This window comes from Kurthia sp. FSL E2-0154, assembly GCF_038003625.1.
GTDB lineage: Bacteria > Bacillota > Bacilli > Bacillales_A > Planococcaceae > Kurthia > Kurthia gibsonii.
Map to the genome: position 1 here is coordinate 2,774,673 of NZ_JBBOPO010000001.1, position 14,192 is coordinate 2,788,864.

A 14,192-nucleotide genomic window follows, 5' to 3' on the forward strand; every position below is an offset into this window, starting at 1 on the left:
GGCAATCATTTTTTAAGTAAAGAGAGCGGACATTCATTATCAAATAATTGAAGTCGTAGCCTCTATTCTGCAACGTCTATTTCTAAAAATAGAAACTCTGGAAAGAGAGGGGAGTAATGATGTTTGATCAATATGCTTTTGGTGAGCAGCTAAAGTTACTAAGGGAGCTTAGCAATCACTCAATGTTGTCTTTGGCAAAAGAAATCGGCACGTCAGCGAGTCGTATTAAAAGTTGGGAGGTTGGTGAGAGCATTCCTTCAGCGAAATGGATTGTTCGATTGAGCCAAGCTTTAAAAATTTCTGCAGACGATTTATTATTAAATATTATGAGTGATGTACCAACACCGCAAAATGATATTGAATATAGCAGAAGAAAGAATGTGTTACTTCGTGATTTGAGTTCCATTTTACCAGAGCTGACGAAGCAGGATTTACTAGAACTTTATACGTTAGCTGAAATGAAAGTAACGGTAAAAAAAGAGATGCCAATTGAAGAAGCCATTCGTGCATAATAAATGATTAAAAAGAGAGGTTACGAGCAAGCGTAATGTCTCTTTTTTTTCGTTTCGCGTCTTACATATAAAGGGTATGATATACATAATGTATATTATCTCGAAAGAAATGACTCAAAATACTTATAAAATAAAGCACTTTATATTAAAAGATTCGTTATAATTAATAGGATGATAAAAAATATGTAAATGGGGGAGAAGGGTGAAAATAAATCGTTCAAAAATCTTTCAATGGATTAAAGTTATTTTACCGATTCTCTTAATGCTTTTTGCGATTCACGAGTTGACCAAAATTGTAAGAGAAGCAAATGGAGCTCAAATTGCGCGGCAACTTGGTTCAATTGATGTTCGGACGCTAGCATTAATCGCAGTTGTGCCGCTTTTTTTAGCTTTTCCAATGTTTTTTTATGATTTTTTTATTATGAAAAAACTGAAGTTAAAAATGCCAATCAAAAGGCTTATGAAAGAATCTTTAATAATTAATTCATTTTCAAACTTAATCGGATTTGGTGGCTTAGTAGGTGTACTTTTGCGTACACATTACTTTAAAAAGCCAGACATGGATAATACGACATTCTTTAAGATGATTGCCTCTGTAACGCTCTTTTATTTAGGGGGTATTTCATTATTTGCGGATTTATTATTAATTTTCTTCCGCGATATTCGAATTTTTACAGAGCATCCTTTCTTACTATATGTAGCTGCATTTATCGGCTTATATACACCGTTTTTAATTGTGCGCGCGATTGTTCAGCTACTGCGTAAAAAAATGACAAAACATCAACTATTAGGCGATGTTGCACTGATATTTGTATCTATTTGTGAGTGGTTAGGTGCTTTCACAATGCTCGTTATTTTAACAAAATTACTTCATATCGATGTGCCTTTAATCGATTTATGGCCGATGTTTGTTATTGCTTCTGCAGCCGGTATTGTCAGTATGATTCCTGGTGGATTAGGCTCTTTTGACTTAGTTTTCATTTGGGGGGCTACGAGTTTAAATATTCCTTCAGAATCTGTATTAGTATTATTACTATTCTATCGTGTTGGATATTATGCAATTCCGTTTTTAGCTGGGTTGATTCTCTTTATTCGCGATATTTGGCGTACATTCAATAGAGGCTATAATAGTATTCCAAACTTACTATTAGAACGTACGATGCATATTATTGCGACAGCACTCGTGTTTTTGGCTGGTTTAAGTCTATTAATCTCAAGTGTTGCACCTGGTGCAATCGAAAAAATAAAGTATGTGAGAGAACTTACATCATTGCCTTTTATTAATGTATCGCATCAAGTGTCGGTCATGACGGGTTTCTTATTACTAGCATTATCAAACGGAATCTCTTATAAGGACCGTCGCACATTTAAAGTGACACTATTCGTCTTGCTGTTTGCGGCTACGCTTTTCATTGTAAAAGGTATTCAATATCGCCAAGCGCTCTTTATGATTTTTGTAGCGCTATTACTGTACTTTGCACGCAATCGTTTCTATCGTACGAGTTATGTAGAGACATGGGGACGCAGCATTTTCAATACATTCGTTATTACGGTTGTATTACTAAGTTACTTAGTGATTGGGATTATTGTGAAGTCGGATTTACGTCACCACCTTTCTGAGCATGTACAAGGGATTATTATTCGTAACCCTGATGACTTATTTAAAAGTGCATTAATTGGATTGGTTGTTATTGCAGCTGTAGTTCTGTTTGAACGTTGGCAGCGAAATCGAACCCAATTCAAGCGTGTTTATTTAGTTGAAAATCAAGATGAAGTAGCAAAGCATATTACAAAATATGGTGTGACAGAAGCGCATCATTTTGAACAGCATATGCATCAATGTATTTTTTGGAATAAACAACGTAATGTACTTTTTTCTTATCGTATTACTGCTGATAAATTTATTGTACAGGGTGATTTAATTGGTGATCGAAAGCATTTTAAAACATCAATTGAGGAATTTATTGCCTTTGCAGATTACTATGGTTATACACCTGTATTTTATGAAGTCAGCGATTCATTCATTCCATATTTATACGGATACGGCTATAACTTTTTTAAACTAGGTGAAGAAGGAAATGTAGAGATTTCAGAAGTTGTTTTAACGCATGAAGAAAAAGAGCAATATAAACAGTTACAAAAAGAAATGCAAGAAGTTGGTTATACATTTGAATGGTTAGAACCCAAATTTTCTGAATCATTTATACGAGAGTTAGCAGAACTTTCAGCTATATGGCAAGGCGATAAAGAACAGATTGGTGAACATTATGTATTTAATGAGCGCTATTTAAATAATGGTCCAATCGTTTTATTACGAAACAAACAACAAGAAATTGTCGCATTTGCAAATTTAACAGAATTAGATGGTCCAAAGCATACGATTGCGATTAGTTTATTGCGTTCGACACAAATAGACATGCCAGCACATGCACTTGATTATTTGTTAGTCTGCTCGTTAATTGCAACGAAAGAAAAAGGTTATCGATATATTAATATTGGAATGGTTTATTTAAAACATGTTGGTGTATCTAAATATGCGGGAATTTCAGAGAAAATTGCAGCTCAGATTTTAGTGAATGCACAAGAGTCTGGGAATAAAAAAGACTTACGTTATTTGAAAGAGCAATATGCGAATGAGTGGCGACCAAAATATATTGCCTATCGTAAACGACGCTCGTTACCATTTACAATGATCCAAATTTTAATGTTAATTGGCGATAATAAAATTGCGAGTAAGCGAAATCAGTTAATCGCAATGCGAAATTTAAAGAAAAAACAACGAAATTAATTTTAATGAGGTGCGGGTTATGACAGAATTGACAGTAGAACAACAGATTTACGATTGGTTTCGTCATTTTCATGAACATCCAGAAGTAAGCTGGAAAGAGTATGAAACAACAAAAACATTAGCTTCGATTATGGAAGAACTACAAGTGGAGTATCGCTTATTCGGTGATATTCCAGGTTTAGTTGCAGAAATTGGTACAGGAGATGAAATTATCGCTGTTCGTGCAGATATCGATGCCTTGTGGCAAGAAGTAGATGGTGTATGGCGCGCGAATCATTCATGTGGGCACGATGCGAATATAACAATGGTGTTAGGAGCATTACTTCGTTTGCGAAATGAACCATTAACACATCGCGTTCGTTTCATTTTCCAACCTGCAGAGGAACTAGGGAATGGGGCTGTTGCAGCTTATGAGCATGGGGCTGTTGACGGTGTATCTCATTTATTCGGTGTTCATCTACGCCCGATTGAAGAATTACCACTTGGCAAAATTGCGCCAGCGATTCATCATGGAGCAGCGTATTTCTTAGAGGGAAGCATCAAAGGTATTGATGCACATGGTGCTCGACCACATCAAGGTAAAAATGCACTGGATGTTGTCATGGCTGTTCATCAAATGCTAAATAGTTTGCACTTTTCACCGTTCGAACCACATTCAGCAAAATTAACCAAAGTAGTTGCTGATGGCGGAAGTACGAATATCATTCCAGGGAGTGCGACCTTTGCGATGGATCTGCGTGCGCAAAGTAATGCTTTATTAGATGATATGAAAACAGCTATCCATAAAGGATTGCAAGCGATTCAACAACAGTTTGACATCGATTTAGAGTGGCGCTTTTATGATTATACGCCAGGAGCAGAAGTTTCTGAAGAAGCGTCACAGATGGCAAAAGAAGCAATTGTTGAAACGCTAGGTGAAGAATTTTGCACAGAAGCAATCCATACACCGGGAGCGGATGATTTTCATTTTTATACAGTGAAGAAGCCAGAACTAAAGGCCGCAATGTTAGGTGTAGGGGCGGATTTAGCCCCTGGTTTACATCACCCGCATATGACATTTGACCAACAGGCTCTAGTAGATGCATCAAAAGTATTGACTACATTATTAAAGAAAACACCACGAAAATAAAATACATTTCAACCACTTAATCAATTTGATTAAGTGGTTCTTTATACACTTAAATGAATTTTTATTTATTTTATCACATTTGTATTGTTTAGCTATTACAAATAAAAATACTGTCTATGTAATCGTTTTCTTTCTGCTTTGGTGCAAAAATTTTGCATTGACCTCTTTCCAATCAACGGATATTCTTAATTCTAGTGAATGTTTTCATTTTTCAGACAGATAAAGGGGATGAGATGGATGAAAAGAGAAATTAAAGCAAGATGGACGATTTTAACGTTCTTTGTCATGATTACATCGATGGCTGTAGCTGTTGCAGTTTTGGGGACAAGCCCGCACGTACCACTTGTTATTGGTACAGTAACAGCAGCGATTGTGGCGATTGCTCATGGTTTTAAATGGTTAGAAGTAGAAGAGATGATGTATAAGGGGATTAAATTAGCACTTCCAGCGGTTGTCATCATCATGCTTGTTGGTTTTACAATTGGCGCATGGGTTGGTGGCGGTGTCGTTGCGACGATGATTTTTTACGGTTTGAAAGTAATCTCACCTGCATGGTTCTTAGTAACAATTCTATTATTATGTGCGATTGTAGCATTAGCAATCGGTAGTTCATGGTCTACAATGGCAACTGTGGGGGTTGCTGGTATGGGTATTGGACTAAGTATGGGTATTCCTGCACCAATGATTGCAGGAGCAGTTATTTCAGGCGCTTATTTCGGTGATAAGATGTCACCATTATCAGATACAACAAATTTAGCTTCTGGTTTAACAGGTACACAATTATTCGATCATATTCGTCACATGCTCTATACGACGATTCCAGGATTAATTATTTCATTAATTGTTTTCGGTATTTTAGGTCGTAAGTTTGCAGATGTGAATATGAACTCGGAAAGTATTTTAACGACATTACGTGTCTTACAAGAGACGTTTTATATCTCACCATGGTTATTAATTGTACCTGTAGCAGTTATTTTCATGGTAGCCAAGAAAATTCCAGCTATTCCGGCATTACTTGCAGGGATTGTGATGGGTTTCTTATTACAAATTACGGTTCAAGGCGGTTCAACAAAATTTGCACTTGAAACATTACAAAGTGGTTTTGTTTTAGAATCAGGTAATGAATTAGTTGATAAACTATTCAATCAAGGCGGATTAGATGGCATGATGGGTACGGTATCAATGACGATTATCGCGATGACATTTGGTGGTATTTTAGAGTACTCAGGTATGTTGAAATCATTAATTCAAGTCATTATGAAATGGGCAAAATCAACAGGTAGTCTAGTAGCATCTACGATTACAGCCTGTATTTTTACAAATGCGACTTGTTCTGAACAATATATCTCAATTGTCGTACCATCGCGTATGTTTGTAAAAGCTTACCGAGATCGAGGGTTACATTCTAAAAACTTATCACGCGCGTTAGAAGATGGTGGTACTTTAACATCTGTATTCTTCCCGTGGAATACATGTGGTGTATTCATTTTTGCAACGTTAGGTGTAAGTGCATTTGAGTATGCGCCATATGCTATTTTAAATTTTGTTGTACCAATTATTTCGATTATTTATGCTTATGTAGGTTTTGCGATTGTTAAATTAACACCTGAAGAATTAGAAGAAGCAAAACAAAAAGAAATTGAAGAAGAAAAAGCATTAGAACCAAGTGCATTATAAATGTAAAAAAAGCAAATCGTCACTTATTGGCGATTTGCTTTTCCAGTATTAAGAGCCAATCCAAGTGTAGACTGCACGTGGTCTACCTTTTTTGTATGTCATTTCAGAAGAAATAATTGCTAAATAACCATGTTCTAATAGTTTTTTAATCATGCGCTCAGCAGTGCGTCTTGTTACGTGTAGGTGATCTGCAACATCTTGAGCAGTAAAGTGTTTTGTATGGCGTTCCTCAATGAATGAACTCATTTTTGAAAGACTGAGTACACTTAATTTTGTACGTTCAGCCATTTCTTTTTGCTTCTCACTATCAAATTTGAGTGGCAAAATCATTTGATGAGTTGGGTAAGGACCTAATAAACGACTATATTCATCAAGAATGTAGATTTCGTCGGTTTTTGTAAATTGAAGAGCATCTTGTGCATGTTGAAGTGCTTCTGAAATCGACTCACCATAGCCGAAACCCATTTGATACGGTTTTTTAAAATAGGCGAGACAGGCTTTTAACTGTTTTTCATTGTGTAGAAGTTGTTCTAAGTGACCAATTGTTGTATATAATTCTAGGCGATGTGTATTGTGCCTTGTATAATTTGCATGGATGGCTTGCATAAAATGAATGAAAGCAGCCTCATCTTCTGGATGAATTTTTAAGACACCTGCTGTCATACGGTTGGCATTTGATTTTTGCAAAAGAACAGAATCACGCATTTTTTCTAACTTTTGAATGGTTGCAGAAGTCGATTCTTGCATACGCATAACAGGATAACCATTTGCTTTTAACTTTTCATATAATTGGTGTACGCTAGTAATAATCAGTTGTATATGCCCTTCATCGTATAATGTTCGATGACGTTGTTCCACGTCTACTTGTGTTGCATCATGAATATATGGAGGAGTATCAAGCTGATGAATATCTTGTAAAATAGACGTAACAAATGTTGGTTCAATCACATCAATGGAGATTTGATTGAGCGGAATATGATATTTGGTTATAGCAGCTAATAATGTAGTAGAGATGGTAGCCTCATCTTGTATAAAATGTGTATAAGGAATACGAAGTGAAGGCAACAAAGGTTTCACTTCTAAATACGGTAAAAAGCCACCAATAATAAGTGCATCACATGGTTGTAATTCATGTAGTAATTGTGTTGCTTGTTCCGGTTCTTCATACACATAAAAATCTAGTTGGATATCCGCTATTTTTTGTGCGATACTAGAAATGTATTTTTGATAAGCTTGTGAGCTGATTAATGCCATTCGAATGTGCATGGTCATCTTCCTTTGCTTTTTATTTTCGTTATTTAACGACAACTTAACGACATCTATTATAAAGGAGTTTTTTATTTATGAAAATTAAAGAAATTGAGCTATTTGCTATTAACTTACCATTAATCGATCCATTTATCATCAGCTATGCGACATATGATTCAATCCAATCGATTATCGTGAAAATGACAACAGATGATGGAATTGTTGGATATGGTGAAGCAGTTCCAGATGAACATATTACAGGGGAAACGTGGGAAAGTACATTCCAAGTTTTAAAAAATCATTTAGCACCAGCCGTAATTGGTTTAGATCCACGTCAGTTTGAGAAGTTACATGATGTGATGAATCATGTTGTAAAACCAGCACCAGCAGCCAAAGCAGCAATTGATATTGCTTGTTTTGATATTGCAGGGAAGTCGATGAATGTACCTGTGTATCAATTATTAGGTGGCCGTTATCACGAGAAATTCCCAATTACACATGTATTATCAATCGGCGAACCTGAAAAAATGGCTGAGGAAGCGGCTCAGAAGATGGAACTTGGCTATACATCGTTTAAAATGAAGGTCGGAACAGAAGTAGCAAAAGATGTAGCACGTATCAAGGCAGTACGTGAACGCGTAGGACAAGATATCGCCATTCGTGTTGACGTTAACCAAGGGTGGGGTAATGCAGCGACGACATTAAAAGCACTTCGTGGTATGAAAGATTTAAATATCGATTGGTTAGAACAACCTGTAGAAGATAATGATATTGACGGTTTAGTTGAGATTAAGGCGAAATCAGATATTACATTGATGATTGATGAAGGTTTACGTAGCGAGCGTGATATGCGTGAAGTCATCGCAAAACGTGCAGCAGATAAAGCAAATATCAAACTGATGAAATGTGGTGGAATTTATCCAGCGATGAAATTAGCTGTAATGGCTGAAATGGCTGGAATCGAATGTCAAATTGGTTCAATGGTTGAATCATCTGTTGGTTCAGCTGCTGGATTCCACGTAGCATTCTCGAAAAAAAATATGGGTAGTGTTGAATTAACAGGACCAATTAAATTTTCAAAGGATATCGGAAACTTGAAGTATGATATTCCATTCATTCAATTGAATGAAAAACCTGGACTTGGTGTAGATGTTGACGAAGCAGTTCTTCACGAATTAACAGCATTTTCAGAGAAGATTACAGGGTAAGGGGTAACAGATATGACATATTTTTTAACAGGTCACTTAGGAGAAACACCTTTTGCTGTTCGTTATTTAACAATGGATGACCTACAGGCAATCGAAGCACTTCAGCAACGTGTATATGAAGCATTGCCTGTTCGAAGTGTCCTTCAACCATTAATGACAGAAGAATTTGAAGCGATTTTACAAGATGAAAAGATGATGATTGGTGTTTTCGTAGAGGAGGAAATGATTGGCTTCCGCGCACTATTAAACCCACCAATAGAAGAAGAACATCTAGGATATGATTGTGGTGTTCCAGAAGATCAATTCCATCGCGTACTTTATCAAGAGATTTCAAATGTAGCACCAGAATATAGAGGATATGGTCTACAAAAGAAAATGGCGCAATGGTCGATGGAACGAATCGATCAAACACGTTATGACTATGTATGTTCAACAGTTCAACCATACAATATTCCAAGTTTAAAAGATAAATTTTCTCAAGGTCTAGTTGTAAAAGCCTTGAAAATTAAATATGTAGATAAATTACGCTATGTATTTTTCAAAGATTTACGCACTCCAAATCCAACATATGTAAAAAAAGAGACGATTGTCATGCGTGATACAGAAGGTCAACAAAAATTATTGAAAAATGGATTTGTAGGGACAAAAATGTACGAAGAAAATGATGAATGGTATGTAGTGTATGAGAAATAAAAAGTATATAATAAGATAACTATTATATAAGGAGTATTATCTACACATGAATAAAATCCCTGTAATCATTGACTGTGACCCAGGTATCGACGACACAATGATGCTGACATTAGCATATGCACGTCCAGAACTAGATATTAAATTAATAACAGTTGAGGCTGGTAACTTAACAATTGATAAAACAACTTATAACACATTAAGTTTCCTAACATACATTCAAAAAGAAGTAGAAGTTGCAAAAGGAATCGAGCAACCCATGTTCCGTAAACAAGAGGTAGCAGAAGATATCCATGGTGAAGGTGGACTTGGTAATGTAAAATGGGCAGACCCTGTTTTACAAGCAAGTGACCGTACAGCGATTCAAGCGATGTACGATATTTTAATGAACGCTGAAGAGCCAATTACGATTGTTGCAACAGGTCCATTAACGAATGTGGCTGCTTTATTATTTGCACATCCAGAAGTGAAACCAGTCATTAAACAGATTTCTTGGATGGGCGGAGCAGCAGTTGGAGGTAATATGTCAACAGTAGCTGAATTCAATGCATATGTTGACCCGCATGCAGTGGAATTAGTATTCCGTTCAGGTGTTCCAATTATTATGAGCGGTTTAGATGTAACACATAAAGCATACATTACACGCGATGAAATGACACGTTTACGCAATCTAGGTACACCATTCGCTGAAAAAGTAGCAGATATGATGAACTTCTATACATTTACACAATCTCAAACACCGTTTAACCCACCAGGATTTGAAGAACAAATTCGTGTGCATGATGTGTGCGCAGTTGCGTGTCTAGTTGAACCTGAGTTATTTAAAGGTGATGATTACTTTGTAGAAGTAGAGTTGAATGCCTCACTAACACAAGGGGCAACCTTAGTCGATTTCGCAAAGAAGACAGGGAAAGAACCCAATGTTCATGTATTACACACAGTAAATCGTGACGACTTTATCGATTTATTCTTTAACGCAGTCACAACAGTAGGTAAAACACTTTAACAAATTGTTCCATGTGAAACAATTAAAAAAATAAAAATGAGGACAGGTTATGTAATTCATAGACCTTGTCCTCATTCTATTTTGTGTGCTTTTCTTTTCATTTGAAATGCCACCTATTTTAATTTAATATTCTCAGTAATTGAATTAATGTAATAACTAAAGCAATCGTCACAACAATACCAAGTATGAATAATATGACTAAACGACGTGGTGTTTTTTCCATACGACGACGACCATAAAGCACTAGCTCTCTCCAAGCGAACCCCCATACAATTAAATCGATAACTGCTAAAATAAGAATCCATATAACCATTTCATCACCTCTTACTATTAATTGTAACATAAAGTAAAAAAATGAAGCATAAATTTTCAGATTTCTTCTTATTTATACCCATATTAATTCCATAAAGTGATGAAGAATAATCAAATCATCTGTTTTAGGTATATAATGATAGAATAATCTAGAATTTTGAAATGAAAAAGATCTTTCACTCTATTAGAGAAAAAGATCTTTTTTACGTATTAAGATTGAATCAATTCAACAATCGAACTGTAAATTAAGAATAGATTGAGAGCAACCGTAATAGCCGCAATTACCCAACTTGTATAGGTCACCCATTTTCGATTCACTAAACCACCCATGATTTTAGGGTTACTCGTGAAAATAATGAGTGGAATTAAAGCGAATGCGATACCAAATGATAGGATTACCTGACTCCATACTAAAGCAACAGTGGCATTTAAACCGAGTGCGATAATGAGAATAGGTGGAGCCATCGTAATCGCACGACGTAAGTAGAGTGGAATTCGTCGATTAATAAATCCTTGCATAACGACATCACCAGACATCGTACCAACAGCTGAACTTGCTAAACCAGCAATTAATAATCCTAGACCGAATGATACTGCAGCTGTAGGACCGATTAATGAGCCGAGTTCATGGTAGGCAACATCTAAATCGCTGACATCCATTCCACGCTTATGGAATAGCGCAGCCGCAATGACTAACATCGATATATTAATTGCACCAGCGATGACCATTGCAATGATAATATCGAAAAATTCAAATTTGAAAATCTTTTTCTTTTCTGCTTCAGAACGCCCGATTACACGACTTTGTGTTAGAGAAGAATGGAGGTAGATGGCATGTGGCATAACCGTCGCTCCTAAAATCCCTGTAGCAAGTAAGATGGAACCAACACCATCAAAAGAAGGGAATAGGCCTGATAATACTTCAGTTGGTTTAGGGTTTGCTAAAAATGTTTGGAAAGCAAAAGCCATTACAACCATCATAACCATACCAGAGACAATGGCTTCAAATGTACGAACACCTCGTCTTTGAAGCTCTAAAATAGCAAAAGCAGCCACCGCGGTTATAAGAGCAGCTGGTAACATAGGGATTTTAAATACTAGATAGAGTCCAAGAGCTGCACCGATAAATTCAGCTAAATCGGTTGCGATGATGACAATTTCTGCTTGAATCCAGAGCATAATTGATGTTTTTTTAGAGAAATTATCACGTGCGACTTCAGGAAGGTTACGCCCTGTCGCAATGCCCAGTTTAGCTGATAAAGATTGAATCAATACCGCCATTAAGTTGGAAACGACAATGACCCATAAGAGTAGATAACCATATTCAGAACCTGCTGTAATATTCGTCGCAAAGTTACCTGGATCAATATAGGCAACTGCAGCAATAAATGCAGGACCTAAAAAGGGAAGAATCTGTCTGAAACCTTTAATCTCACCGCGTAAGACAGCATTTGCGGATAAAGATGTTTTTTGTTTGTTTTTCATAGTCTGCGCTCCTTAATATGTGTGAATGACAAAAAGTTGCTTTAGGGAAACTTTATATTGTAAGTGTATAATAGAATCTCATAATTTGTAAAGTATGAATTCACTACAGTATTCCCTTTTTAAACTAAAATAAAAAAGAAATCAATGGAATAAATGATTTCTTCTTTCATATATTATTTTAATGGACAAAAACCACAGGCGAGTAAACCCGGAACATCTTTTGAAAAACAGCAACTCTTTCGAACGGGTAAGTGAATGAGTGTAGAAGGGTGTTGTCCGCCTGTATAAGTGTGAAAACGTGAATGTTCACTAATCCCTTCCCATACAACATCACTTTCAAGAAAGTCTAAATATGTTCTGGCTTCTTCTGTAGTATGGTTTGAAAGAAGCGTATGATAGTGCCATAAAAGATAGCCAAATACATTCTCCCAGTGCGTTAAGACGGATACGCCGCCTAGCTTTTTCAGTTGTGAGAAAATCTGATGACATTGCTCAAGTAGAATGGTATGTACAGCTTGTTCGCGTTCATCCTCATCAATCATGTCCCAATCTTCGCTACGTGTGAACATGCAAATAGAAGGGCGACCAAATTCTTCTCTCACACCAAATTTTAAGTTTTCGAACTTCCCCACCCACATTTCGTCATAGACGGTGAGCATATAAAACTGCATAGCGATAAACATACCGTAGCGTCTTGTGAAGTACGAAATCGCAACTGCGTCTTGGTCACTTTGACTAATTGCTCTCCATATATTTTTAGCATCTTCTAAAAAATCATCCTCTAATAATTGTTGTAAATTAAATAAAAAAGGTTGTTCTTCATCGATATAATTGCTATAAGCGTGTAGTTGTTGTAATTGATCTTGTGATAAACGTGTCATATTTCTCCCCCTTATAATAACTATACACGAAAAAAGTTTAATAAATCTATTGACTATTTAATTGATAACGATTATCATTATCATATAAACAAATTACTTCTCCTCGAAAACAGAAATACAGAGGACATTAGCCACTTTTCTCCAAAAAAGAGCTGATGAAGAATAACAGAGTATTCATAACCCCCCTCAAAACGTTATGGAATAGCTCGGTATAGCATAGAACCAACAGGGATTCGCCACTCTGTTGGTTTTTTTATGGTTCTCATAAAAAAGAGGTCGCTAGGAAAAGCAAACTTCTTGTCATTCTTAAATAGCATTTTTGTTCATAAGCATCGTGTGATAACTGTGTAGTAACATACCGAAAATAATAACGAGTAAGCCGACAAGTGCAAGTGGAGCAGGAAGTGGAATACCGAGTAGAATCATTTCACCGATAATAACGAAAATAATTTCAGCAGATTGAGTCGCTTCTACAGCCGCTAGTTTTCCTTGATTATCTCGTACGCGATCTGTTGCAATAAAGAATAGAATGGTCGCAATAATACCAGAACTAATCCCCACGATGAATGATTGGAATACTTGTGAACTACTTGGTGCACCTACAGTGAAGCTGGCATAGATAGCGAGTATAATCCATGCAGGCATCGACATAATCGTCATACCGAGTACACGTTGGAATGTATCGAGTCGACCATCACAGACTTCCATCATTTTACGATTACCAAGTGGATAGGCAAAGGCAGCGATGATGACAGGTAACGTACTAAGTAAGAGTGCCTTTTTTGAAACAGTTGCGGCACTTGGAATTTGAATTAAGATGATCCCAACTAATATAATGCATGAAATAAGGAGTGATTTAAACGGAATTTTCTGACGAATTTTTTTCTGTTCAATATGTATAAAAAACAGCGGAGCGAGTAATACGCCCGCAATAATAGTGAATTGCCATGTCCCTGATACAAGCCAACCTGGTCCATATGAAGCAGCATAGGTCAGTGGTGCATAAAATAGTACGAAACCTACAAAACTCCAAAGTAGCCAAGCACCTATATTTTGTTTAATTTCTTTTGTCATCTTAGGCAGCCCACGACGAGCTGCCACGATGATCAAAAGAAAAGGTAGCATGAAGAAATAACGCAGAGACGAACTCCATAACCAACTACCACCTTCTAATTCCATCGCACGATTCAAAATGAATGTGACGGCGAAGAAGAGGGCAGCAAAGATACCGATTACAATTTCTTTCATACCCAAAC

At 36.5% G+C, this 14,192-nt stretch carries 12 protein-coding genes; 7 read left to right on the forward strand and 5 right to left on the reverse strand.

Annotation, left to right across the window (positions count from 1 at the left end; all coding sequences use genetic code 11):
* The first annotated feature begins 116 nt into the window (after positions 1-116).
* The 4 genes from MHB75_RS13900 to nhaC all read left to right on the forward strand — a co-directional run bounded on the left by MHB75_RS13900 (position 117) and on the right by nhaC (position 6,106).
* The gene (locus tag MHB75_RS13900; protein ID WP_231726958.1) at positions 117-512 is read left to right on the forward strand and encodes a helix-turn-helix domain-containing protein; all 396 of its coding nucleotides are present in this window, start codon (positions 117-119) and stop codon (positions 510-512) included.
* A gap of 202 nt (positions 513-714) precedes the next feature.
* A complete protein-coding gene (mprF, locus tag MHB75_RS13905; protein WP_340998350.1) occupies positions 715-3,300 on the forward strand; it encodes a bifunctional lysylphosphatidylglycerol flippase/synthetase MprF in 2,586 nt (861 codons plus the stop codon).
* A gap of 19 nt (positions 3,301-3,319) precedes the next feature.
* Positions 3,320-4,429, forward strand: coding sequence for an amidohydrolase (locus tag MHB75_RS13910; RefSeq protein ID WP_340998352.1), 1,110 nt, complete (start codon positions 3,320-3,322; stop codon positions 4,427-4,429).
* 237 nt (positions 4,430-4,666) lie between these two features.
* Positions 4,667-6,106, forward strand: a complete 1,440-nt coding sequence (gene nhaC, locus MHB75_RS13915; protein WP_340998354.1) for a Na+/H+ antiporter NhaC — start codon at positions 4,667-4,669, stop codon at positions 6,104-6,106.
* A 48-nt stretch (positions 6,107-6,154) separates the two neighbouring features.
* Here nhaC and MHB75_RS13920 read toward each other — a convergent pair whose 3' ends face one another.
* Positions 6,155-7,372 (reverse strand): HTH domain-containing protein, encoded by a 1,218-nt coding sequence (locus MHB75_RS13920; protein ID WP_340998356.1) that lies wholly within the window; start codon positions 7,370-7,372, stop codon positions 6,155-6,157.
* Between the two features lie 77 nt (positions 7,373-7,449).
* Here MHB75_RS13920 and MHB75_RS13925 point away from each other — a divergent pair, with 77 nt between their 5' ends.
* The 3 genes from MHB75_RS13925 to MHB75_RS13935 are packed head-to-tail and all read left to right on the forward strand — an operon-like array spanning position 7,450 to position 10,258.
* Positions 7,450-8,562, forward strand: a complete 1,113-nt coding sequence (locus MHB75_RS13925) for a mandelate racemase/muconate lactonizing enzyme family protein (RefSeq protein ID WP_340998357.1) — start codon at positions 7,450-7,452, stop codon at positions 8,560-8,562.
* Between the two features lie 12 nt (positions 8,563-8,574).
* A complete protein-coding gene (locus MHB75_RS13930) occupies positions 8,575-9,255 on the forward strand; it encodes a GNAT family N-acetyltransferase (RefSeq protein ID WP_141273812.1) in 681 nt (226 codons plus the stop codon).
* A gap of 46 nt (positions 9,256-9,301) precedes the next feature.
* Complete coding sequence (locus tag MHB75_RS13935; RefSeq protein WP_340998359.1) at positions 9,302-10,258, forward strand: nucleoside hydrolase; 957 nt, start codon at positions 9,302-9,304, stop codon at positions 10,256-10,258.
* Between the two features lie 118 nt (positions 10,259-10,376).
* Here MHB75_RS13935 and MHB75_RS13940 read toward each other — a convergent pair whose 3' ends face one another.
* The 4 genes from MHB75_RS13940 to MHB75_RS13955 form a co-directional block, all read right to left on the reverse strand.
* Positions 10,377-10,601 carry a hypothetical protein gene (locus MHB75_RS13940; RefSeq protein WP_340998361.1) on the reverse strand — a complete coding sequence of 75 codons (225 nt, stop codon included), beginning with the start codon at positions 10,599-10,601 and terminating at the stop codon, positions 10,377-10,379.
* Positions 10,602-10,780: 179 nt separating this feature from the next.
* Entirely contained in the window at positions 10,781-12,055 is a 1,275-nt protein-coding gene (locus MHB75_RS13945) for an Nramp family divalent metal transporter (protein WP_340998363.1), read from the reverse strand.
* Between the two features lie 173 nt (positions 12,056-12,228).
* Positions 12,229-12,936 carry a siderophore-iron reductase FhuF gene (locus MHB75_RS13950; RefSeq protein WP_141273808.1) on the reverse strand — a complete coding sequence of 236 codons (708 nt, stop codon included), beginning with the start codon at positions 12,934-12,936 and terminating at the stop codon, positions 12,229-12,231.
* A 306-nt stretch (positions 12,937-13,242) separates the two neighbouring features.
* The gene (locus MHB75_RS13955; protein WP_340998364.1) at positions 13,243-14,184 is read right to left on the reverse strand and encodes a DMT family transporter; all 942 of its coding nucleotides are present in this window, start codon (positions 14,182-14,184) and stop codon (positions 13,243-13,245) included.
* Between the last annotated feature and the right edge of the window lie 8 nt (positions 14,185-14,192).

Coding starts and splice junctions, on each gene's coding strand:
- MHB75_RS13940 (WP_340998361.1), bottom strand. CDS start 10,601: ATGTTACAATTAATAGTAAGAGGTGATGAAATGGTTATATGGATTCTT.
- MHB75_RS13910 (WP_340998352.1), top strand. CDS start 3,320: ATGACAGAATTGACAGTAGAACAACAGATTTACGATTGGTTTCGTCAT.
- MHB75_RS13930 (WP_141273812.1), top strand. CDS start 8,575: ATGACATATTTTTTAACAGGTCACTTAGGAGAAACACCTTTTGCTGTT.
- MHB75_RS13900 (WP_231726958.1), top strand. CDS start 117: ATGATGTTTGATCAATATGCTTTTGGTGAGCAGCTAAAGTTACTAAGG.
- MHB75_RS13935 (WP_340998359.1), top strand. CDS start 9,302: ATGAATAAAATCCCTGTAATCATTGACTGTGACCCAGGTATCGACGAC.
- MHB75_RS13925 (WP_340998357.1), top strand. CDS start 7,450: ATGAAAATTAAAGAAATTGAGCTATTTGCTATTAACTTACCATTAATC.
- MHB75_RS13945 (WP_340998363.1), bottom strand. CDS start 12,055: ATGAAAAACAAACAAAAAACATCTTTATCCGCAAATGCTGTCTTACGC.
- MHB75_RS13920 (WP_340998356.1), bottom strand. CDS start 7,372: ATGCACATTCGAATGGCATTAATCAGCTCACAAGCTTATCAAAAATAC.
- MHB75_RS13950 (WP_141273808.1), bottom strand. CDS start 12,936: ATGACACGTTTATCACAAGATCAATTACAACAACTACACGCTTATAGC.
- nhaC (WP_340998354.1), top strand. CDS start 4,667: ATGAAAAGAGAAATTAAAGCAAGATGGACGATTTTAACGTTCTTTGTC.
- MHB75_RS13955 (WP_340998364.1), bottom strand. CDS start 14,184: ATGAAAGAAATTGTAATCGGTATCTTTGCTGCCCTCTTCTTCGCCGTC.